At 62.8% G+C, this 20,768-nt stretch carries 24 protein-coding genes and 1 tRNA gene; 18 read left to right on the top strand and 7 right to left on the bottom strand.

All coding sequences use genetic code 11. The features are described from left to right. Positions 1 to 41: 41 nt before the first annotated feature. From AC1DMG_RS05890 to AC1DMG_RS05805, 18 genes are all read left to right on the top strand, one after another. Positions 42 to 1,166 carry a major capsid protein gene (locus AC1DMG_RS05890; protein ID WP_477180263.1) on the top strand — a complete coding sequence of 375 codons (1,125 nt, stop codon included), beginning with the start codon at positions 42 to 44 and terminating at the stop codon, positions 1,164 to 1,166. 50 nt (positions 1,167 to 1,216) lie between these two features. Then, positions 1,217 to 1,738 carry a DnaT-like ssDNA-binding protein gene (locus AC1DMG_RS05885; protein WP_477180262.1) on the top strand — a complete coding sequence of 174 codons (522 nt, stop codon included), beginning with the start codon at positions 1,217 to 1,219 and terminating at the stop codon, positions 1,736 to 1,738. Further along, complete coding sequence (locus AC1DMG_RS05880) at positions 1,735 to 1,911, top strand: hypothetical protein (RefSeq protein ID WP_477180261.1); 177 nt, start codon at positions 1,735 to 1,737, stop codon at positions 1,909 to 1,911. The genes AC1DMG_RS05885 and AC1DMG_RS05880 overlap by 4 nt, the downstream gene beginning before the upstream one ends. Next, positions 1,908 to 2,264: a hypothetical protein gene (locus AC1DMG_RS05875; protein WP_477180260.1), complete on the top strand. Its 357-nt coding sequence runs from the start codon at positions 1,908 to 1,910 to the stop codon at positions 2,262 to 2,264. The genes AC1DMG_RS05880 and AC1DMG_RS05875 overlap by 4 nt, the downstream gene beginning before the upstream one ends. After that, a complete protein-coding gene (locus AC1DMG_RS05870; protein WP_477180259.1) occupies positions 2,257 to 2,706 on the top strand; it encodes a hypothetical protein in 450 nt (149 codons plus the stop codon). Before AC1DMG_RS05875 ends, AC1DMG_RS05870 begins: the two co-directional genes overlap by 8 nt. Further along, on the top strand, positions 2,703 to 3,116 hold the full coding sequence (locus tag AC1DMG_RS05865; protein WP_477180258.1) for a phage tail terminator-like protein: 414 nt from the start codon (positions 2,703 to 2,705) through the stop codon (positions 3,114 to 3,116). The genes AC1DMG_RS05870 and AC1DMG_RS05865 overlap by 4 nt, the downstream gene beginning before the upstream one ends. Before the next feature lie 82 nt (positions 3,117 to 3,198). Next, positions 3,199 to 3,849 (top strand): phage tail protein, encoded by a 651-nt coding sequence (locus tag AC1DMG_RS05860; protein WP_477180257.1) that lies wholly within the window; start codon positions 3,199 to 3,201, stop codon positions 3,847 to 3,849. A 59-nt stretch (positions 3,850 to 3,908) separates the two neighbouring features. Continuing rightward, entirely contained in the window at positions 3,909 to 4,217 is a 309-nt protein-coding gene (locus AC1DMG_RS05855; RefSeq protein ID WP_477180256.1) for a phage tail assembly chaperone, read from the top strand. Between the two features lie 65 nt (positions 4,218 to 4,282). Next, on the top strand, positions 4,283 to 4,519 hold the full coding sequence (locus tag AC1DMG_RS05850; RefSeq protein WP_477180255.1) for a DUF1799 domain-containing protein: 237 nt from the start codon (positions 4,283 to 4,285) through the stop codon (positions 4,517 to 4,519). Continuing rightward, a complete protein-coding gene (locus tag AC1DMG_RS05845) occupies positions 4,519 to 7,221 on the top strand; it encodes a phage tail tape measure protein (RefSeq protein WP_477180254.1) in 2,703 nt (900 codons plus the stop codon). The genes AC1DMG_RS05850 and AC1DMG_RS05845 overlap by 1 nt, the downstream gene beginning before the upstream one ends. Then, a complete protein-coding gene (locus AC1DMG_RS05840; RefSeq protein WP_477180253.1) occupies positions 7,218 to 7,577 on the top strand; it encodes a hypothetical protein in 360 nt (119 codons plus the stop codon). Before AC1DMG_RS05845 ends, AC1DMG_RS05840 begins: the two co-directional genes overlap by 4 nt. Further along, a complete protein-coding gene (locus AC1DMG_RS05835; RefSeq protein ID WP_477180252.1) occupies positions 7,577 to 8,053 on the top strand; it encodes a DUF1833 family protein in 477 nt (158 codons plus the stop codon). The genes AC1DMG_RS05840 and AC1DMG_RS05835 overlap by 1 nt, the downstream gene beginning before the upstream one ends. Next, the gene (locus tag AC1DMG_RS05830) at positions 8,050 to 8,451 is read left to right on the top strand and encodes an NlpC/P60 family protein (RefSeq protein ID WP_477180251.1); all 402 of its coding nucleotides are present in this window, start codon (positions 8,050 to 8,052) and stop codon (positions 8,449 to 8,451) included. Before AC1DMG_RS05835 ends, AC1DMG_RS05830 begins: the two co-directional genes overlap by 4 nt. A gap of 90 nt (positions 8,452 to 8,541) precedes the next feature. After that, positions 8,542 to 11,055, top strand: coding sequence for a host specificity factor TipJ family phage tail protein (locus tag AC1DMG_RS05825; protein ID WP_477180250.1), 2,514 nt, complete (start codon positions 8,542 to 8,544; stop codon positions 11,053 to 11,055). Continuing rightward, on the top strand, positions 11,055 to 11,666 hold the full coding sequence (locus AC1DMG_RS05820) for a hypothetical protein (protein WP_477180249.1): 612 nt from the start codon (positions 11,055 to 11,057) through the stop codon (positions 11,664 to 11,666). Before AC1DMG_RS05825 ends, AC1DMG_RS05820 begins: the two co-directional genes overlap by 1 nt. An 8-nt stretch (positions 11,667 to 11,674) precedes the next feature. Continuing rightward, positions 11,675 to 12,103 carry a hypothetical protein gene (locus AC1DMG_RS05815; protein WP_477180248.1) on the top strand — a complete coding sequence of 143 codons (429 nt, stop codon included), beginning with the start codon at positions 11,675 to 11,677 and terminating at the stop codon, positions 12,101 to 12,103. A 10-nt stretch (positions 12,104 to 12,113) separates the two neighbouring features. Then, a complete protein-coding gene (locus AC1DMG_RS05810; protein ID WP_477180247.1) occupies positions 12,114 to 13,976 on the top strand; it encodes a hypothetical protein in 1,863 nt (620 codons plus the stop codon). 68 nt (positions 13,977 to 14,044) lie between these two features. Then, complete coding sequence (locus AC1DMG_RS05805; protein ID WP_477180246.1) at positions 14,045 to 15,151, top strand: acyltransferase family protein; 1,107 nt, start codon at positions 14,045 to 14,047, stop codon at positions 15,149 to 15,151. Between the two features lie 67 nt (positions 15,152 to 15,218). Here the strand turns inward: AC1DMG_RS05805 and AC1DMG_RS05800 are convergent. From AC1DMG_RS05800 to AC1DMG_RS05770, 7 genes are all read right to left on the bottom strand, one after another. After that, positions 15,219 to 15,304, bottom strand: a tRNA-Leu gene (locus AC1DMG_RS05800). A gap of 25 nt (positions 15,305 to 15,329) precedes the next feature. After that, on the bottom strand, positions 15,330 to 15,908 hold the full coding sequence (locus AC1DMG_RS05795; RefSeq protein WP_121881108.1) for a cysteine dioxygenase family protein: 579 nt from the start codon (positions 15,906 to 15,908) through the stop codon (positions 15,330 to 15,332). 67 nt (positions 15,909 to 15,975) lie between these two features. Next, a complete protein-coding gene (gene metX / locus AC1DMG_RS05790) occupies positions 15,976 to 17,079 on the bottom strand; it encodes a homoserine O-acetyltransferase MetX (RefSeq protein ID WP_477176026.1) in 1,104 nt (367 codons plus the stop codon). Then, entirely contained in the window at positions 17,076 to 18,125 is a 1,050-nt protein-coding gene (locus AC1DMG_RS05785) for a tetratricopeptide repeat protein (protein WP_477176025.1), read from the bottom strand. Before AC1DMG_RS05785 ends, metX begins: the two co-directional genes overlap by 4 nt. Then, a complete protein-coding gene (locus AC1DMG_RS05780) occupies positions 18,122 to 18,628 on the bottom strand; it encodes a cytochrome c-type biogenesis protein (RefSeq protein ID WP_477180245.1) in 507 nt (168 codons plus the stop codon). The genes AC1DMG_RS05785 and AC1DMG_RS05780 overlap by 4 nt, the downstream gene beginning before the upstream one ends. Then, entirely contained in the window at positions 18,625 to 19,167 is a 543-nt protein-coding gene (locus AC1DMG_RS05775; RefSeq protein ID WP_441604005.1) for a DsbE family thiol:disulfide interchange protein, read from the bottom strand. The genes AC1DMG_RS05780 and AC1DMG_RS05775 overlap by 4 nt, the downstream gene beginning before the upstream one ends. Continuing rightward, a partial coding sequence (locus tag AC1DMG_RS05770; protein ID WP_477180244.1) for a heme lyase CcmF/NrfE family subunit occupies positions 19,164 to 20,768 on the bottom strand: 1,605 nt, incomplete at its 5' end. The genes AC1DMG_RS05770 and AC1DMG_RS05775, both read right to left, overlap by 4 nt.

The following is a 20,768-nucleotide window of genomic DNA, read 5'->3' as shown; positions in this document are numbered from 1 at the left end:
AATTCAAGAGGATTCACTCCGTGGCAAATACCATCAACCAGTTGATTCCCGACCTGTACAGCGCGCTCGATGTCGTGAGCCGCGAGCTCGTCGGCTTCATCCCGGCCGTAAGTCGCGACTCGACCTACGAGCGCGCCGCGGTCGGCCAGACTGTCCGCAGTTTCGTTGCGCCCGCCGCGACGGCCACTGATATCGTACCGGCCGTCGTGCCGCCCGATGACGGCGATCAGACGATTGGCAATGTGCCGATCACCATCACCAAAGCAAAGCGCGTCCCGCTTCGCTGGAATGGCGAACAGTCGCTCGGCCTGAACAACGGCGGCCCGGGCGTGCTCAACGTCCGCGCTCAGCAGTTCGCGCAGGCCATGCGTACCCTGACCAACGCCATTGAGTCGGATCTTGGCGGCCTGTTCGTAGGCGCATCGCGCGCCTATGGCACCGCTGGCACCACGCCGTTCGCGTCTAACGTTGGCGATCCGGCGCAGGTCCGCAAGATCCTGTCCGACAACGGCCAGTGGACGAGCGACATGCACGGCGTCATCGACACCACGTCGGGCGCCGCCATGCGCACTCTGTTGCAGCTGACTAAGGCAAACGAGGCCGGCAGCGACACCCTGCTGCGACAGGGCGTGCTGCAGAACATCCACGGCTTCGACTTCCGCGAATCTGCGCAGGTTAAGCAGGGCGTCACGGTGGGTACGGGTGCGAGCTACGTCACCAACGGCTCGGCCTATGCTGTCGGCGCAACGGCCATCACGATCGCTACCGGCACCGGCACCGTTCTGGCCGGCGATATCGTGACGTTCGCTGGCGATACCAACCAGTATGTTGTTTCCGTTGGCACTGCTGCGGCTGGCGTGATCACCCTGGCTGCACCGGGCCTGCAGAAGGCTATCCCGGCTAGCGCGAAGGCTATGACGATCGTCGGCGCGGCGACGCGCAACATGTTCTTCGCCCGCAGCGCCATCCAGCTGGCCACCCGCGCACCGGCTCTGCCGGATGGCGGTGACGCAGCCGTCGATCGCCAGATCATCACCGATCCGCGTTCGGGCCTGTCGTTCGAAGTGGCGCAGTACGCGCAGTATCGCCAGATGCAGTACGAAATCTGTGCTGTGTGGGGCTGTGCTGTCGTCAAGCCGGAAGGCTTGGCGCTGTTGCTGGGTTGATCCAACTAGGGGCGGCTCCGGCCGCCCCTTTCATATTCTGAGGGGTTCGCATGGCTCTGATTGTTGAGGATGGCAGCGGTTTGCCCAACGCCGAGTCCTATATCAGCGTGGCCGATGCGGACACCTACTTCGCGAACCGTGGCAACGCCGCATGGGCGGCGCTGGACACGACGACCAAAGAGCAATCGTTGCGCGCCGCTACCGACTACATGGCGCAAACATACCGGCTGCGCTGGGTGGGCATGCGCGTGACGATCACGCAGTGCCTGGACTGGCCGCGCGCTTGGGTGCCGATTCCCGATAGCCCTGGCGGCTACCGCGCGTCGCCCGCATACCTGCCGCTGAACGTTGTGCCACAGGAAGTGGTGAGGACGTGCGCTGAACTGGCTGTGCGCTCCAGTGCGGCAGTGCTGTCGCCGGACCTGACGACCCAGGTCACGCGGGAGACTGTCGGGCCAATCACGGTCGAGTATGCGCAGGGCGCGCGCCAGACGCCGTACTACCACGCGGTGGAGGCATGGCTTGCGCCGTACCTGAAAGCGCGCGGCGGGCTTGATGTGGTGCGGGCGTGAAGGCGCGCATTGAGATGGAAGGACATGGCCGAGGTCAGGTCTACATTGACGGTGTGCGCCAAGAGCGACTTATCGGCTTCAAGGTCGAGGCTGGCGTCGGCCAGGTGAACAAGCTGACTCTTATTCTTATGCCTGACGTGATCGAGTTCGACGGCGAAGCGGAAGTCGAATGACCGCATTCGCCTACCCAAACACCGCAGCCACCGCTACGCGCCTCCTGCAGCGCTTTGGCGCAGCGTGCACGATCAAGCGCGAGACCGGCACGGACTATGATCCGGCAAGCGGCACGACCGTGCCGACCTACGACAGTCTGCCATCTACCGCCGTCGTGTTCGCGATGCCACAGAAGTACATCGACGGCACGCTGATCCTGCAGGGTGACCAGCAGGCGTTCTGTGCGCCTGCGGTCGAGCCGAAGCAGGGCGACGCCTTCGACTGGCAGGGCAAGACTTACGCGATCATTTCTGTGAAGCCGGTGTCGCCGGCTGGTGTGCCCGTCCTGTTCGAGGCTCAGCTCCGTGGCTGAGTCCTTCGCGGTGTCGCTGCGCGCATTCGCGCAGAAGGCACCGGAGCAGGCGCGCACGGTCATTCGCAAGGTGTCGATCGACCTGCTCACCGCGACCGTGCTGCGAACGCCAGTAGGCAATCCCGACCTCTGGGCACACAAGCCACCGGCGGGCTACGTCGGCGGCCGACTGCGTGCCAACTGGAATGTCTCACTCGTCGATCCCGACACTTCGACGACCGACGACACGGACAACACGGGGCAGGCGGTCATCAGTCGCGGCACGAGCATCATCGGCCAGGCCGATGGTGTGAAAGACATCTGCATCACCAATTCATTGCCATACGCGCTGCCTGTCGAATACGGCCACAGCGGCGTGCAGGCACCGCAAGGCATGGTTCGCGTGACCGTTGCGGAGTTCAACCAGTACGTCGACAAGGCTGCAGCCGAGGTCAACCAGTGAGCAACAAGCTTTGCCGGCGCGCCATCGAGACGCAGCTTGCCGCATGGGCCGCTGCGCGCTTGCCGGCGCTCGCCATCGCCTACGAGAACGTGCCGTTCAATGCGCCCGCTGGGGCTTATCTGCGCGGCTTCCTTATGCCCGCCAAGACGGCAAGCAATGATCTCGCCGGCGCGGCGCGCACCTATAGCGGCGTGTACCAGGTCAGCGTGGTCGCGCCGATCAATGCGGGCCCGGGCGCGGCCGAAGGCATCGCCGACGAACTGGCGGCCTTGTTCCCGCTCAACCAGCGCCTATCCGTTCCCGGGCTCGTGCTGCAAGTCATCACCCCCGTCACTGCCGCGCAAGGCGCGCAGGACGCCACCAATTTCATCGTGCCGGTCAGCTTCGGCTATCGAGCCGACATCACGTAATCGCGCGACGAGCGCAGCAAGCGGCCCCGCAAGGGGCTTTTTTTATGCCCGCTCGCCGGGCTTCTTCCTCTGAGGAACCCACATGGCAATCACTCTCCCCAATGGCGCGCTGGTCAACATCGCCAACGGCTACGGCTCTGCAATCGCCGTCACCGGCATCTCCAATGCCTCCGAAGCGGTGTTCACTGTTGCCAACACGTTCGCCACGGGCGACTACGTCGAGGTGACCGGCACGGGCTGGTCGCGACTCAACGACAAGGTCGTACGCGTAAAGTCGGCAACGTCGACCACGTTCGTGGCCGAGGCCTACGACACGTCCAGCACGTCGATCTATCCGGCCGGTGGCGGCAACGTCGGCTCGGTGCGCAAGGTGACTGGCTTCACCCAGCTGTCGCAGATCCTGACCACCACCTCGAGCGGCGGCGATCAGCAGTTCCTGACGTATCAGCTCCTGGAAGCGGACGCGCAGAAGAACATCCCGACCTTCAAGACGCCGTCGGTAATCACCCTGGAAGTGGCCGACGATCCGAGCCTGGCCGGTTACATTTTGGCCAAGGCGGCCAACGATGACCGCCTGCCGCGCGCCATCCAGATCGCGCTGCCCAACGGCGCCAAGCTGCTCTACAACTCGTACGTGAGCTTGTCGCCGGCGCCGTCGCTGACGGTAAACACGATCATGTCGGTGCAGGTCACGTTCTCGAACAAGAACGAGCCCGTCCGCTACGCCTCTTAAGGGCGATCCCCTACAGCCCCCGGTAGCTCCGGGGGCTTCTTTTTCATAAGGACTAGAACATGACCAAGCTCAAGCTGGCAGCCGAACCGACCTTCAAGGCCAAGGTGTCCATTCCTCTGCCGGGCGCCGCGCCCGCCGATGTGGAATTCACCTTCAAGCACCGCACGCGTGACCAGATCGTCGAATGGCTGGAGAAGCGCGACACCAGCGACATCGACAGCGTGAAGGATTGCGCGATCGGCTGGGAACTCGACGATGAGTTCACCGACGAGAACATCGGCCGCTTGTGCCAGAACTACTTGGGCGCAGGCTACGCCATCGTCACCACGTACCTGACCGAACTGCGCGGCGCACGCGCAAAAAACTAAAGAGCGTCGCCAGGGCGCTGTACGAGAAGGCACCGAGCGCGGATCAACTCGCCGCGCTCGGCCTCATGCTCGAAGACCTTGACGACGCTGAGATATGGCCGGAGAACCTTCTCACGGTCAACGTGTTCATCGGCATGTCCACGCAGTGGCGTGCCGCCATGGGCGGTCCCATCGGCCTCGACTACACGGCACTCCCCGCCGTAATGCGACTGATGAACGTGCCGCGCGCGCAGTGGCGTGAAACCTTCGAGGGCTTGCGAGTGATGGAGGCAGAAGCCATGCACGTGATGAGTGTCAGCTGATGACTGATATCGCAAGCCTTGGCATTGTCGTCACGCAAAGTGGCGTCAAAGAGAGCGAGGACGGCCTCAACAAGATGGCCGACGCGGGCGACCGCGCCTCCGCATCTACCGACAAGCTATCGAAGGCCACCGCGAACGCCGCGAAGGCGTATAACAGTGCCTCCTATCGCCAGCAGACCGCCGACCTCGCCAAGCTCGTCGGCCAGATCGATCCGACCGTAGCGGCTCTCGACAAGCTCGACCAGCAACAGGCCAAGCTCGCCGCGTTCAAGAAGTCCGGCATTCTCAGCGCCGACGACTTCAAGACCTATTCGGCGGCCATCGACGCATCGCGCTCGAAGATCGCCGGCGCATCCGATGCGCTGGAGCACTTCAGCCTCAACAACGCGAACGCGCGCCGTGAGCTTGGCTATCTGGCCAAGGACATCGCGACTGGGCAGTGGGGTCGGCTTGAGCAGTCGTTTGCCACGCTGGTCAGCCAGTCCGGTCTGCTTGCCGTGGTATTTAGCACGGCCGGCTTGGCGATTGCCGGCCTTGCCGTTGCCGTCGGCGTGGCTGGTGTCGCCTTCGTCCAGGCGCAGAACGAAACCTCCGCCTACAACAAGGCCCTGATCGAGACTGGCGCCAACGCGGGCGTCACGGCTGCGCAGCTCAACGACATGGCGAAGGCCATGACGAGCACTATCGGCACGCAGCACCAGGCGGCCGAAGCGCTCGCGCAGGTGACTGCCGCCGGCAAGTTCACCGGCGACCAGATCCAGACTGTGGCCACTGCTGCCGAGCAGTTGCAGCAGGCCACCGGCCAGAGCATAAAGGACACGATCAAGCAGTTTTCTGACCTGGCCGACGACCCGGTCAAGGCGATCATCAAGCTCAACAACGAACAGCACTTCCTCACCGATGCCGTCTACGAGCAAATCAAGGCGCTAGAGGACCAGGGAAGGGCGCAGGATGCAGCCAATCTTGCGGAAGACACCTACGCCAATGCGATCGGTGATCGATCGACCAAGATCAAGGCGAACCTAGGCACCATCGAGACAGCCTGGAATAGCGTCAAGAGCGCAGCCGCCAATGCTTGGGATGCCATGCTTTCCGTTGGCCGTGATCCGACGGGCGACGACAAGCTCCTACAGTTGCAGGGTCAGGCCAACGCGCTCGCCAAGCAGCTGCAGGCGCTGAAGGATGCGCCTGCGCCTGGCGGCAGTGGATTCGGCAACATCGGTAGCGTGCAACGTGACCAGGAGATTCAATCTCTCCAGGCTCGGCTTGACGCTGCGGTTAAGGCCTACCACGACGAGGAACATAAGCAGTCCGACGATGGGGTTGGCGCGGCGAAGGCCGCTGCATTGCAGTCGGCCAACGAGATCGCCATTGCGCTTGGTCAGGAGGCTGACCAGTACGCCAGCGCCGAGGACAAGCGCGCCAAGGCCATCGCGGCAGCGCACCAGAAAGCCAATGACGCCATTGCCAAGCTCAACGCGACGAGCGACGCCACGCTCATTGCGCAGATTCGAGACAACGAAGCCAAGGTCGTAGCGGGCATCAATTCTCAGGGTCCGAAGGCCAAGGACGACTCGATCGATGCTGATTTGCTTGTCCAGAAGCAAGTCACGGAAGAAATCACCAAGCAGATCGAAGGCTACAAGAAAGAACTGACGCAGCAGGCCCTCAACACCACGGCCATCAACAACTACAAGGCCGCGCAAGAGGACAAGCTCAAGACCGACCAGGCGGCCATTGATCTGCAGGTGCAGGCCGTCAGCCTGGGCAAGCAGCAGGTTCAGATCCAGCAACAGCTGATCAAGGCGCAATCGGACGCCGACAAGCAGATCGAGCAGCTCAACCGCGACTTTGCGGATAAGTCCAAGGGGATGACCCAGGAGACTTACGACGCACAGCTGGCCGCGATCACCGACTTCGAGAACAAACGCAAGGCCCAGATCGTCAAGGGCAATAACGACATTCTGGCGGCGCAGGCTGACTGGAAGAACGGTATGGTGGGTGCGATTGCCGACTACGAAGAGAGTGCCGCCAACGTCGCCGGGCAGACGCGCAACCTGTTCACCAATGCCTTCGACGGTATCGGCGATGCGCTGGCGAATTTCGTCACGACGGGCAAGCTCAACTTTACCGATCTGGCAAACTCGATCGTCTCCGACCTGGTCAAGATCGAGACGCGCATCCTCGTGTCGCAGGCGCTGCAGTCGTTGTTTGGGAGCTATACACCGGGCACAGATGCAAGCGCCATGGCTGGCATCAATGCGCAGATCGGCCGCAACACGGCCGGCATCAACTGGTCGCCAACGGCCAACGCCAACGGCGGCGTGTACGCATCGGACAGCCTGTCCCATTACTCCGGCCAAGTAATCAGCAAGCCAACGTTGTTCGCCTTTGCCAAGGGCGCTGGCTTGATGGGAGAAGCTGGGCCGGAAGCCATCATGCCGCTTACGCGCGGCGCGAACGGAAAGCTTGGCGTGCAGTCGTCGGGCGGCGGTGCGCAGGTGGAAGTGAACATCACCAACCAGGGCCAGCCGGTACAGGCACAGCAGACCGGGGTTCGGCAAGACGGTGGCAAGACCATCGTCGACATGATCATCAACACGGTGGCGCAAGACACGCTCCGCGGCGGCAAGACCGCCAAGGCGCAAGAACAGCGCTACGGCCTACGCCAAAAGGGTAACTCGGTAGGGAGCGCCCAATGACCAACGCAGTATGGCCGGCATCGCTTCCGATTCCGACTGATCAGGGTGTCCAGTACCAGGCGCTGTCGGAGCCGGTCCTAACCACCGACATGGAGACTGGCGCTCCAAAGCGCCGCCGGCGCTTCACGGCGGTGCCTGAAGAGTTCACGTGCTCGCTGTATCTCACGTCGGACCAGGTGGCCACGCTCAAGCAGTTCGTCGAGGTCACGCTGTCCGATGTCATGCCGTTCGACTGGGTGGATTGGCGCACCGGCGATCCCGCCACGTACGTGTTCAACAAGCGGCCTGTCTACCAGCTGGTCGCCGCCGGGGCGGGTATCTGGCAGGCGAGCCTTGATCTAGTGACGGTGCCCTGATGCGGCAGGTTTCCCCGAAAGCCCTGCAGGCCATGTTCGCGCAGCAGACGGCCGAGCTGTTCCTGATGTGCCTGGCAATCGATCATCCGACGTTCACCGATCCGATCTTGCTGGTGTACGACACGGTGCCACTGGTGCGCTCGACCGGCACCTATCAGCCGTTCGCCTTCCAGTGCGCGCTGCCCGATCAAACGGACGACCAGCTCCCCCAGGTCAAGGTGACCATCGAGAACACCGACCTGTCCGTGGCGCAGGCGATCCGTCAGCTCACCGGCCTACCGGCGGTGACCCTAGACGTGGTGCTGGCCAGTCAGCCGGACACGATCGAAGCCGGTCCGTTCTACTTCGCCATGACCGATATCCAGGTAAACGCCAGCACGATCACGGGTACGCTCAGCTACGAAGAGGACATCTTTGCCCAGCAGGTGCCCGGCCAGCAGTACCTGCCGACGAACTCCCCGGGCATGTTCCAGTGATCCCTGCGTGGGTCGGGCCGTACGTCGGGCTGCCGTACAAGGACAAGGGCAGGGGGCCGGACGGTTGGGATTGCTGGGGCGGTGTTCGCATGGTGTTGGATGACGTGTTCGGCCTTGCGCTTCCCGACTACGCCGACGCGTACGGATCCGCAGATGATCGACTGGCTGTCGCCGCGGCAGTGGATGCAGGGCTCACCTATGGCTGGGAGCCGGCTCAGGTGGCCGAGCCTGGCTCGCTGCTCATCCTGCGCGTGGCAGGGCGCCCGTGGCACTGCGGCCTGATCGTGGCGCCCAACCTATTCCTGCACTGGCCGCCGAAGTCAACGAGCTGCGTTGCGCGGCTCGACTCGCCGCAATGGGCCAAGCGCATCCAGGGGATCTATCGGCCGAGTCGTTGAAAACACAGCCATATCGTGCGATACGTTGTCACGATACCCCTATTTCACCCATAGCCCGCCTTGCGCGGGCTTTTTTTGTGAGCCCCGTTCATGGCCGATGACAATCTCTGCACTGTCGTCGCACGGGCCAGCGTGTTCGATGGCGAAGCCGTGTGCGCAGAGGTCAAGGCCGGGCAGACCATCGAGCAGATGCTCGGCTCCGAAGCAACGCACGCCTGTGAGGTGTCCGTTGGCGGACATGCCGTACCTCGCGCCATGTGGTCCAAGGTTCGCCCACGCGCCGGCCAGCTGATCCACGCCACGATCTACCCGCAAGGCGGCAATGGCGGCAAGGCCCTGCGCCTCGTGGCGATGGTGGTGGTGGCTTACTTGAGCTACGGCACGTCGCTGTACTTGCAGGGTGCGGGCTACGGCGCATACGCGGCTGCCGGCGCACTTGCTGTGTCGGTCATCGGCACGATGGCGATCAACGCACTGATCCCGCCGCCATCAGCAAACACTGGCGCGGCCGCCAATGGTGGCACGTTCAACCAACTCCAGAGCCTGACCGGCACAAGCAATAACCTGAACCCGTACGGCGTGATCCCGTGCGTGGTCGGAACCACGCAGTTCTTCCCGCCGCACGCCGCGCTGCCGTACACCGAAATCAGCGGCGACGACCAGTACATGCGCATGCTGCTCGATCTCGGCTATGGCGATCTGGACATCAGCGATATCCAGATCGGCGGTACGGCCATCGACACCTACGACGATGTCGAATACGAGATCGGCACGAGCCCTACGATCTACTCATCGGACGTGTTTGAGCTTGCCGTCGGGACCGTTCTCAACAACGACGGCGATACAGATACCCGGACGGGTCAGAACCCAGCGTCGGAGATGTCGGTCGATCTTATTTTCCCATCTGGCCTGTACGCAGTCACCGACAAGGGAAAGAACGTCAACGCCTATCTGAACGTGGACATTGCGTTCCGCCAGGTCGGCACGACCACATGGTTCGGCATCTACGATCAGCCGGGCATCTCGATATCGACGCCGGCCGCTGTCGTCGATCATGCCCATAACCAAATCGTCATCACGTCCAACCAGCGAAAAGTGCTTCGCGTTGGCGTGCGATGGAAGAATCCATCGTCGGCGCAGTATGAGGTCAAGGTAACGAGGCTAGGCACTGGCTGGGCCACAAGCGTGGCCCAGCTCCACGACATGACATGGGCGGTGTTGCGCTCAATCAACCCATCGACAGCCGCGAGTACCACCGGAACCACCAAGCTTGCCGTGCGCATCAAAGCCACGGACCAGCTCAACGGCGTAGTCCAGAACCTGAGCGTGCTGGCATCGCAGAAGATCCCGACGTATGACCCAGTAGCCGGAACGTGGAGCGCGAACGCGCCGACCGAAAACCCGGCATGGATCTATGCATGGCTGCTGACCCGCTGCCCGGCCGTCGTTCGCAGGCTGGCTGATTCGCGCATCGACTTGTCGTATATCGCCAACTGGGCGGCTGAGTGCACAGCCAAAGGCCTGAAGATCGGCTTTGTCATGGACTCGGGCCGTGCGCTGATCGATGTGGCCAAGGACGTACTTGCCGCTGGCCGCGCAAGCTTTGGCCTGCGCAATGGCATGTACAGTGCCGTGCGCGATCTAGCGCAAACCGTGCCGGTGCAGATGTTCACGCCGAAGAACAGCGCCGACTTCAGCTATGCGCGCTCGTTCGCTGACCTTCCGCATGCGCTGAAGGTCACCTTCACTAATCCCGAGGCGCAGTGGCAGAAGGACGTCACGACAGTATATTGGAACGGCTTCAACGCGGGCAACGCTACGCGGTTCGAGGAACTCGATCTGTCCATGGTAACGGACCCGGGCGCCGCATGGCGGCTTGGGCGCTACCACCTTGCCGTGATGTACAACCGCCTGGTGACCTACACATTCACGGCTGATGTTGAGCACCTAGTCTGCGAGCGCGGCGACCTCATCACCGTTGGCCATGACATCGTCGGCTGGGGCGTGGCCTATGGCCGCGTGAAGTCGATCAGCGGCTCGAGCATTACGCTTGATGAGGCTGTCACGCTTGATCCGGCCAAGGCGTACGTCATCCGTGTGCGCCGCTCGGACAATGTGCAGGTGTCGACCGGTGCCGATGCGTCGTATAGCTGGGACAGCACTTGGATCACTTTCGACAACGATACCGACGTAGACGACATCGTCGCGCCGACGCGCACGTTCACCATCGGCGGCCTGTCGGGCGCACAGGTGGGCGACCTCTTTGTGATTGGCGAGCAGTTGCACGAGGTGGCTAGCTTGATCGTCAATTCGGTTGAGCCTGGGTCTGACCTGTCGGCCACCATCACGGCTGTCGACTACGCTCCATCGGTCATCACGGCAGACAGTGGCACGCCGCCGGCGTTCGTGAGCCAGATCAATGGCAAGCTTTGGTGCGCCGCGCCGGCCGCGCCGTCGCTGAATATCCGCCTGAGCACGTCGGCTACGAACGATGCCGGCCTGACCCACAACGAGGTGGGTGTGTCGAGCAATGCGGGCGGAGGTGGCAGCGGGTTCTATCGCATGCCGATCTTCCCCGGCGGTAGCCGGATTGCGATCCAGTAATGGCCACGTCATCGGCGGTTAGCTATGACGTGCGCTGGCGCGTCACGGGCGACACGGGCGCGTGGAGCGTGCCGCAGTCGTTCAAGGTGGGCGCGGAGATCGTCATCACCGGCCTTGACCGCTCCAAGTCCTACGACTTCCAGGCGCGCTCGGTGAGCAAGTGCGGCGCCAAGTCCGATTGGGMCGTGCAGACCGGCGTGGTCGCGGACGCCAACCAGCGCGTAAGCCAGGGCAACATGGCCATGCTGCGCGTTGGCGGGATTGGCAGCGCGTGGACTGGATTCTCGATCAGCTACAGCGCCACAACGACGAGCGCAACGATCAGCTGTACGGCCGGCACGCTGCAGGATGGAGCAGTCAATCCATCCTATGCCGCAAGCAGCATTGTCGTCAGCGGAACGGCTGGCACGACCGTCGTTTACTACCTGTACTACGACGACCCGGCCGGAACCGGCGGCACGCTCGCGCTCGGCGCCACGACGACGTATTCCGATCTCTCTGCCAACCAGGGCCGCGTCAATGTGGGCACGGTGTCCGTCGTGTACCCGACGAGCGGCTCAGGTTCTGGCGGCGGCAATCCTGGCGGCGGCGGCCGCTTTCCGATTCAGTAAGGGCGACCATGGCCTACACCAAACAAACCGACGTGCCGTGCGCGTCGGGCGAGACCGTTGTGCTTCTCGACTCTGGCCATCTTGTGGCCGTCCAGTGCACGGCCACGCGCAACCCGTCCACCAACATGATCGACCTGGTGCCCTTTGCGCGCTGGATCGACGCGCAAGGCGTGACGAAGGCTGACGGCAACGGTAGCGACGTGACGACCGTCAAGACCGTGAGTATGTCTCCCGATGACGTCGCGCGACTGGGCGGCGCGGACACTGTTCGCAAGGAATGCCAGCTCCTTGTTCTTGGCGAGCCGCTCACTTTGGATCCTGCCAACGCCGGCATGACCATCATTCCATGGAGCGCCGACGTTGTCGCGCAGTGCTCCATCCGCAATGCCATTGCCGCTGCCAGCGTGACCGCGCCGGCCGCTTCTGACGTGCTCTGAGGATTCATAGATGGGACTGATTAACGCACTGTCGAAGCTGTACAACGGCCTAGTAGCGAATGACGGGACCGGCGACGATCTGCGATCTGGTGCCAATACGATCAATGGCAACTCCGACCTGATTGCGCAGGCAGTCAATGCACTGGCAGCATCGCAAGGCTCTGGCGTCAAGCCATTCGCCACCAAGGCCGCTCTCATCGCTGCCCAAGCAAGCCTGCCCGCCGGGACAGTTGCCGTCGTTTTTGCTGATGCGACGCCAGCGAACAACACCAGCTATGTGTGGGATGGCGCGACCCTGACCACGGCATACGACCGCCTCACCTTCGCGCTAGGCAATGGCTCGGGCTTCCAGAACACGGGCACAGGCTCTGTCATTCTCGACTTGCAGACGCGTGGCCGAAACGTCGTCAACTACGGTGACCACGCCACGCTTCAGCAGTCACTGGATGAGTGCTTCCTGAGCGGAAAGCCGTTCGTCGGCCGCAAGGGCGCGGTCGTGACGATAAATAGCCCTCTAACCATGCACCCGAACCTTGTCGCCGACTTCAGCGGCATGACGATCATCGCCGGCTCGGGTATTACGTCGGGCAGCGCCATTACCGTGGATGGGTCGATAAGCCCGACGGCTACGTCTGGCGTCGTTCGAGGCCTTTGCTTGATGCGCGCATTGGTCAGCGGCCATGCCGACACGTCGTCAGTCGTTGACGGGCTTTCGCTAGGCGGCACGAGCGGACAGGTGTCCGACATGGGCTGGTACGACATGAAGATCTTCGGATTCCGTGACAACCTTCGCTTTGACGGCCCGAACTGCTACCTAAATCACTTCTACAACCCGCAGATCGGCTTTGGCTGGCGCCGCGCAGTCGCGGCCTACGCGACGACGAACTCCGGCGAGAACAACACGTTCCATGGCGGCTCGATCTTCGATTGCAACAACACATCCTTCAACGGGACGGGTATCTACGTAGACCCGGCAACGTCAGGCTTCGAGATAACGCTGCTCGGTACAAGCATCGACTATTGCGACATCTCGATCGATAGCAGTGGTGGATACATCCGCGGGTTTGGTTGTCATTTGGAAAACAACAACAACAACGAACATATCCGTATGACGTATGTCGCTGGCAAGCCGCGTCCAGTGCTGCAATTGTTCGGAGGTGGCATTACCAATGGTCCTGGCGTTACGTCTTGGACGGGCATCCCGGTGGAGACCACGCTCGGCAGGCCGGCACTAGTTACCGTCAACACGGGCGACGTTGACGTTTTCATTGAGGGCACGTATTGCGGTAACTCGCGCACTAACGAGTACGTCACCGAGATCGTCAAGGCGCAAAGCGGAGGCAACATTCGCCGCGCCGACATACACCCAGCCATCGACTTCAGTACGAACACGACGCCGACACCGATCAATATTTCGAAGGCCATCAATCGACTGTACGTCGGCACGGCAAGCGACGCCGGATGGACCAAGAACAGTGCGTCCGGTGGAACCTTGAGCTTTGACAACACCGTGTTCAAGGGCACGGATGTCGGCTCACGCAAGGGCGTAGGCACCTCCGGCAACTCGCTTGCCTATACGCAAACGATACCCGTGCGCGCCAAGGATCTTTTCATTCTCCGTGGCTATGTGCGCATTGACGCCATTTCTTCGGGGTACTGCGCCTTCCGCGTTGACTTCCTGGCCCAAGACGGCACGACGGTCATTCAGACCATCATCGGCAATCAGATCAACGCGACGACAAGCGGCGGATTCGCCTACATCTTCTTGGCCGCGGTAGTGCCCAATGGAGCCGTTTCGGCCAAGTGTCAGGACTACTTCAACAACTGGACAGGCACGGCTTGGTTCTCCGAAGAGCGACTCTGGACGCTGTAAGCCGTGGCTTTGTTCATATTTTAGTCATGTGGCACCATTGACCTACTGAAACCCAAGCCGGACAACGGATGTCACCTCTACCGCGACTCACGACCAAGTCGAGCGATCTGCTCAATATCGACGCCCTGCGATTCATTGCCGCGTTCGGGGTGATGCTTTTTCACTCTGCCAGATATTTCGATTTTGGCCCCAGCGTTGACTTGAGCGAGACACTGGGGCCCCTTCGACTCCTGGTCGATCTCTTCTTCGCCATCTCCGGCTTTGTGATCGGCTATAGCTATCTTGAGCGCGCTTCGGACTGGCCAAGCGTCCGGCGGTTCTTGCTTGGTCGCTTCGCCTACATCTACCCCATCCACTTCGCCACGTTCGTTTTTGCTGTGGCGATGGGCATCGTCGGCGCCGGAAAGTCGGAGCATGCAGAGAACTTCGCGGCAGCCTGCATTCCGGCCAACCTCGTGCTCGGACAGGCGTGGGGCATGTGCGGACACTTGAGCTTCAATATGCCGTCGTGGTCGCTAAGCGCAGAGGCCATGATGTATCTGCTGTTCCCGCTGTTTGTGATGGTCGCGAGGCGAAAGGCTTTTGTGATTCCAATGGCCTCGCTAGCATCGTTTGCGGTGCTCACATGGGCATCGTGGGGCAACTCCAGTCCATGGTACGAATGGACGGCGCCGAGCGGCGCGCTGCGTGCTCTGCCTTCGTTCCTTTTTGGACTGAGCCTGTGGCTGTACCGCGACAAGGTGCGAAACGTAGCGGGAGCGCATGGCCTTCTGTACGCATTTGCGGTCGGAGTAATCGCGTTGATTGCAGCGCACGCACCATACTTGGCGATTCTCATCGGCGTCTATGGTGTGGTTATTTTCGCCTGTGCCTGCGATCTGCAAGGGCGGCACAGCAATCTCGTGCTTCGACTTGCGCCACTAGGTAGCTTGACGCTTGAGATATACATGATTCACCAGCTTGCCCTGACGGTCTTTATAGCCGTTGCTGCAAAGCGATTCCTTGGATTGCATGGCGCCGCCATGAACGCGGCCGTATTACTAACCTACGTGCTGGTGTTTTTGCTGGCATACGCGGCGAAGTTCACGTTTGTCGATCCATTGAAGCGATCGATAATGGCGCGGTCATCGCGGAGCAACACCCTGGCCGCAGTCGTGCCGAGCCGCATGGCGTAAACAAGAATTGCGGAAAAATCCCAAGATTGCGGAAAAGAAAAAGGCCCCTGAAAGGGGCCTAAGTCATTGGTACCGGTGATAGGACTCGAACCTACACGACATCGCTGCCAGTGGATTTTGAGTCCACCGCGTCTACCATTCCGCCACACCGGCATTGCAGCGACGCATTATGCCGGGTTCAGTGGACCGGGTCGAGCCCCAGTTGGCGGTCGGAGCGCTGGTACTGGTTGTGGCCCAGGGGCTGGAACACGGCGCAGTGGGTCATGGCGCCCGAATAGATGTGCAGGCTCACGGCGACGGCGTCGTCGCTCGGGTTGCGGATGGTGTGGTACTCGTGGGGCGGGATCAGGCTGCCGGCGGAGCCGGGGCCGGCCTGGATGGAGCCCACGGGCTGGAAGCAGTAGTTGCCGTCTTCGTCGGCGAGGCGCTCGTACTGGACCACTTCCAGGGCGCCGCTCCAGACGCCTTCCACGCACCACATGCCGCAGTGGTCGTGGATCGGGGTGCCCTGGCCGGGCCCCCAGGTCATGGCGACCACGCAGTAGCCGTGGTCCTCGCTGCGGTAGAGCTCGCGGCGGGCGTAGCGGCCTTCGGCGGTCTCGAAGACGCACTCGGGCAGCGTCACCTGCTGGCTGCGGATGAGGCTGCACAGGCTGTTGCGCAGGCTGTCGGTGACGGCGCGCGTGGTGTCCTGAGACACGGCCGCGTCGATGGCGTCGATGAGCTTGCGGGAGCCGGGGAAGTCCAGGGTAAGCATGGTGTTCTCGAGGTTCGTGCTACCCGGCCATCTTAGCAGCGCCGGCGGGGCGCCGCAGGCGGCTCGTTCAGAGTCCGCCGAGGAAGCCGCCTATGGCACGGCTGTAGTTGGGGATGTCAACCAGGAATGCATCATGTCCCTGCGGCGAATTGAGCGCCACGAATTCCACCGCGGCGCCGGCCGCGCGCAGGCCGTCGGCGATTTGTTCCTGCTGTTCCAGCGGGAACAGGATGTCGGTRCTCACGCCGATCACCATGGCCTTTTCCACGCTGATGCGCTTGAGGCCTTCCATCACGTTGCCGTTGCCGTACTCGGCCATGTCGAACCAGTCGCTGGCGCGCGAGAGGTAGAGATAGCTGTTCGGATCGAAGGTGTGCACGAAGCGTTGGGCGTGGCCTTCGAGGTAGGACTCCACCTCGAATTCGAGACCGAACGGATTGTCGTCGCGCTGCTCGGGATCGAGCCGGATGCGTGCAAAGCGGCCGTTCCATTCCATCGCGGAGCGGTAGGTGATCACGCCGAGTTTGCGCGCGATGCTCATGCCGTCGACGGGATAGTCGTCATCGGCATAGCGACCGTTGTTCCAGTGTGGATCGAGCCGGATGGCTTCGCGCTGCAGCGAGCGGATGGCGATGGCAAACGGCTGCGCCTGCGGGGCAGTGTCCACGCTGATATGCGCGCGCACGCTGCCCGGGTGCAGCACCATGTACGCCAGCGCGCTCATGCCGCCCATCGAGCAGCCGATCAGGCAGGCGAGCTGTTCGATGCCGAGGCTTTGCACGGCGACGTGCGCGGCGTTGGCCACGTCCTCCAGCGACAGCTCGGGAAAGTCCAGGCGATAGGCTTCGCCCGTGGCGGGATTGATCGATCGGGCGCAGGTGGAACCCTTGTCGCTGCCCAGCGAGTTCACGCAGATGACGAACCAGCGTGAGCTATCGATCGCCTTGCCCGGGCCGATCATCGCTTCCCACCAGCCGTCGGACGGATCTTCCGCGTTGGATGCGGCGTGCGCGCTGGGCGAGAGGCCGGTGAGGATGAGCACGGCGTTGTCGCGCGCGCTGTTCAACTCGCCCCAGGTTTCGTACGCCACGCGGGCCTCGCGCAATACTCCGCCTCGTTTCATCGCAAAGGGCGAGGGCAGGGCGCAGTAGCGGCGGGCGTCATGTGTCATTCGTGAACCTTGTCGATGCTGATCTTGATCGGCGACTGCGTGCTTACTGCGACCACGCCGGCATCGCCTTCCAGGTCGCCCGGCTGGGCGATGGCCTGGCCGCTCTTGCTGATGCGGGCGCCCACGAACACGCGCGGCACCGAGGATAGTTTGAGTTGCGGCGTCATGCCCATCGCATCGTTCAAAGTGACGGTGGCGGGCAGGGCGTTGGCGTCCAGCCTGGCCACCGCCAGCGGCATTGGCGGACCGTGCTCGGCGCGCGCGTAGACGAACAGCGTATCGCCCGCTGCAAGCTTGCTCTTGAGTGCTGGCGACAACGCCACTTGCACTTGCAGCGAGGGCTGCGCAGCGGCTGCGGCTGGCGTTTCCGCCGCGGTCTTGCCGGGGCTGTTGACGCGCGCATCGGCGACCGCGATCTGCTCGGCCACGGCCTTGGCCACGTTGGAGTCCGGATCCAGTTGCGGCTGCAGCTGGCGCCAGGTGGCGGCGGCTTGCGCGTATTGATCGTGCTGGAACTGGCTGATGCCGAGCAGCCACAGGCCACGCTGGCTTTGCGGGTCGATCTTCACGGCGCGTTCGAGCAGCTCCTGCGCGCGGCCGTCGATGCGGTGATCCTCGCGCAGCAGCGAATCGGCTTCGGCCCAGCCGACCATCGCGACGCTGTTGTCGGGATCGATGCGCAGGGCTTCGTCGTACGCATGGCGCGCATCGGAGGCGCGGTGCATCACGCTATAGGTCTGGCCCAACAGCATCCAGCCCTGCAGGTCGTCGGGTTTCTGCACGAGGTGTGCGTTCAATTCGTCGACCGCCTGGTCGATGCTCATGCCAGCGTCGGACTTGGGCACACCATCGAGCACGACGGGCGTGCCTACGGCGAGGTAGAGGCCGATGGCAGCCACGGGCAGACAGAAGGCCACGATCATGGAGAGCGCGAAGAGGCCACGTGGGCGGCCGAGTCGTCGTCCGTGACGGACCAGTGGCAGCAACACCAGCAACAGCGCCGCAACGATCATCGCCGCGGCGATCAGATAAAAAGCCAGCCTCACCAGTCGTCCCCTTCATCGGTCGGCTTGTCGTTGGCGACGGCGAGCGCAGCGCGACCGCGCCGGCGCACTGTCACCACCACCACGGCCGCACCGGCCAGCAAGATCACCAACGGTCCAAACCACAGCAGCAGCGTGCTGGTTTTCACCGGTGGGTCATACAACACGAAATCGGAATAGCGATCGACCAGGTATTGCTTGATCTCCTCGTCGCTCTTGCCCTGCTGCATCAGGTTGAAGACCTCGTGCCGCAGGTCGCGTGCGAGGTCGGCGTTGGAGTCGGCCAGGTTTTCGTTCTGGCAGACCAGGCAACGCAGTTCGCGCGTGAGGCTCTGGAAGCGCACTTCCTGGGCGTGGTCTTTGAAGGGCAGCGGGTCGATGGCCTGGGCGAAGGCGAGCCCGGCGACGAGGAACAACAGCAGAACCTGTGGGAGCGCACCCTGTGCGCGACGCCAGGCGGGCCGGTCGCGCACAGGGTGCGCTCCCACAAAAAGGCGGCGGATCATGGCTGTTCCTTGGACAACGCCGCAATCGCCGGCTTCAATTCCTTCGCAATCACCTCAGGCGTCAACGGCCCAATCCGCTTGTAGCGGATCACGCCCTTGCCATCGACCAGAAAGCTTTCCGGTGCGCCATACACGCCAAAATCGATCGCGGTGCGACCTTCGCGATCGACGATGATCATGTCGTACGGGTTGCCGTGCTTGGCCAGCCAGTCCTTGGCGTCGTCCGGTGCATCTTTGTAGTTGTAGCCGACGACCGGCACGCCGATGGTCTTGCCTTCGGTCATCAGCACGGGATGTTCTTCGCCGCAGGCGATGCACCAGCTGGCGAACACGTTGATCAGATAAGGTTTGCCCAGCATCGCGTCCCGGCTGACTGTCTGCGCGGGATCATCGAGCTTGGGCAGCACGAACGCCGGCGCCGGCTTGTTGATCAGCGGCGACGGCACTTCGCGCTGGTCGTGCTGGGTATTCCACCAGATACCGAAGCCGAACAAAGCCACCAGCAACAGAAAGCCGAAGAAGGGAATCAGGCGGCTCATGCGCGCGACTCCTGCAGCGCGGTTGCCGGAATGGCTGCGGCCTCGGCCACACGCTTGGTGCGGAAGCGACGATCGGCAGCTGCGAAGAAGCCGCCCAGCATCATCAACAGGCCACCCGCCCAGATCCAGCGCACGAACGGCTTGTCGTAAAGGCGTAGTGCCCACGCGCCTTCCGGCTGCTTGGCATCCATGGGCTCGCCGAGCGCCACATACAGATCACGGAACAGGCCGGGGTTGATCGCCGATTCCGTCTGCACCTGGCCGCGCAGGTAGGTGCGCTTCTGCGGGTGCATCACGGCGACGGTGCTGCCGTTGCGCGTGACAGTGACCGTGCCTTGGTCGCCCTGCCAGTTAGGGCCTTGCGTGTGCTGCACGCCGTCGAAGCGGAACTCGTAGCCGCCGATGCTCTCGGTCTGGCCCGGCGCCACGCGCACGTCACGCTCCACGCTCAGCGCGTTGGTGAGCAATACGCCGGCAAGGAACACGCCCGCGCCGAAATGGGCGAGCAGCATGCCGGCCATCTCGGCAGGATAACGCCGGCCGGCGGGCATCTCGCGCCAACGCTTGAACACGTAAAGCAGGGTGCCGAAGCAGCACCACACTGCCGCCGCAGTGCCGGCGATCGCCTTGCTCTCGCCACTGGTGACAAATGCCGCGACGATGGCGCAGGCGATGGCCGCAAGACCTGCACGCCACATCACCTTCTTCAGTACAGGCACATCGCTCTTACCCCAGCGCAGGTACGGGCCGAATGGCAGCAGCAGCACCACAGGCAGCATCAGCAGGGTGAACAGGAAACCGAAATACGGCGGGCCCACCGAAATCTTGCCGAGATTCAGCGCATCGCCGAGCAAGGGGAACAAGGTGCCGAGCAGCACCATCGCCGCGGCCACGGTGAACATCAGGTTGCCGATAAGGATGGCTGTTTCGCGCGACACCACGGCAAACGGCTTGCCGCCTGCCACTTTCGGTGCGCGTATCGCATAGAGCAGCAGCGAACCGCCCACCACGATGGCTAGGAAGCAGAGGATGAAGAGGCCGCGGCGCGGATCCGAAGCAAACGCATGCACCGAAGTGAGCACGCCCGAACGCACCAGGAAGGTACCCAACAACGAAAGTGAGAACGCGAAAATGGAAAGCAGGATGGTCCATGCACGCAGACCGCCGCGCTTCTCCGTCACGGCCTGCGCATGGATCAACGCCGCGCCGACGAGCCACGGCATGAAGCTCGCATTCTCCACCGGATCCCAGAACCACCAGCCGCCCCAGCCGAGCTCGGCATACGCCCACCAGCTGCCCGCGACGATGCCAGCGGTGAGAAAGCCCCACGCCACGTTCGTCCACGGACGCGCCCAGCGCACCCAGGCCTGTTCCAGTTCGCCGCCCAACAGCGCGGCGATGGAAAATGCGAACGCGACAGAGAAGCCGACGTAGCCCATGTACAGCACGGGCGGATGGAACGTCATGCCCGGATCCTGCAGCACCGGATTGAGATCGCCGCCATCGGGCGGCATCGGCAACAGGCGTGCAAACGGATTGGAGGTGAAGATGATGAAGGCGAGGAAGCCGACGGCAACGAGACCCAGCACACCGAGCACACG

This window comes from Dyella sp. 01N36 (assembly GCF_056399745.1).
Note: the sequence above shows the minus strand (reverse complement) of the source record. Positions and strands in the feature narration are given on the sequence as shown.

Excerpts from the sequence above, each read along its gene's own strand:
- AC1DMG_RS05835 (WP_477180252.1), top strand. The coding sequence starts at position 7,577 with ATGCGGCAGGTTTCCCCGAAAGCCCTGCAGGCCATGTTCGCGCAGCAG.
- AC1DMG_RS05810 (WP_477180247.1), top strand. The coding sequence starts at position 12,114 with ATGGGACTGATTAACGCACTGTCGAAGCTGTACAACGGCCTAGTAGCG.
- AC1DMG_RS05855 (WP_477180256.1), top strand. The coding sequence starts at position 3,909 with ATGACCAAGCTCAAGCTGGCAGCCGAACCGACCTTCAAGGCCAAGGTG.
- AC1DMG_RS05815 (WP_477180248.1), top strand. The coding sequence starts at position 11,675 with ATGGCCTACACCAAACAAACCGACGTGCCGTGCGCGTCGGGCGAGACC.
- AC1DMG_RS05780 (WP_477180245.1), bottom strand. The coding sequence starts at position 18,628 with ATGATCCGCCGCCTTTTTGTGGGAGCGCACCCTGTGCGCGACCGGCCC.
- AC1DMG_RS05840 (WP_477180253.1), top strand. The coding sequence starts at position 7,218 with ATGACCAACGCAGTATGGCCGGCATCGCTTCCGATTCCGACTGATCAG.
- AC1DMG_RS05875 (WP_477180260.1), top strand. The coding sequence starts at position 1,908 with ATGACCGCATTCGCCTACCCAAACACCGCAGCCACCGCTACGCGCCTC.
- AC1DMG_RS05825 (WP_477180250.1), top strand. The coding sequence starts at position 8,542 with ATGGCCGATGACAATCTCTGCACTGTCGTCGCACGGGCCAGCGTGTTC.
- AC1DMG_RS05850 (WP_477180255.1), top strand. The coding sequence starts at position 4,283 with ATGCTCGAAGACCTTGACGACGCTGAGATATGGCCGGAGAACCTTCTC.
- AC1DMG_RS05885 (WP_477180262.1), top strand. The coding sequence starts at position 1,217 with ATGGCTCTGATTGTTGAGGATGGCAGCGGTTTGCCCAACGCCGAGTCC.
- AC1DMG_RS05845 (WP_477180254.1), top strand. The coding sequence starts at position 4,519 with ATGACTGATATCGCAAGCCTTGGCATTGTCGTCACGCAAAGTGGCGTC.
- AC1DMG_RS05795 (WP_121881108.1), bottom strand. The coding sequence starts at position 15,908 with ATGCTTACCCTGGACTTCCCCGGCTCCCGCAAGCTCATCGACGCCATC.
- AC1DMG_RS05805 (WP_477180246.1), top strand. The coding sequence starts at position 14,045 with ATGTCACCTCTACCGCGACTCACGACCAAGTCGAGCGATCTGCTCAAT.
- AC1DMG_RS05775 (WP_441604005.1), bottom strand. The coding sequence starts at position 19,167 with ATGAGCCGCCTGATTCCCTTCTTCGGCTTTCTGTTGCTGGTGGCTTTG.
- AC1DMG_RS05860 (WP_477180257.1), top strand. The coding sequence starts at position 3,199 with ATGGCAATCACTCTCCCCAATGGCGCGCTGGTCAACATCGCCAACGGC.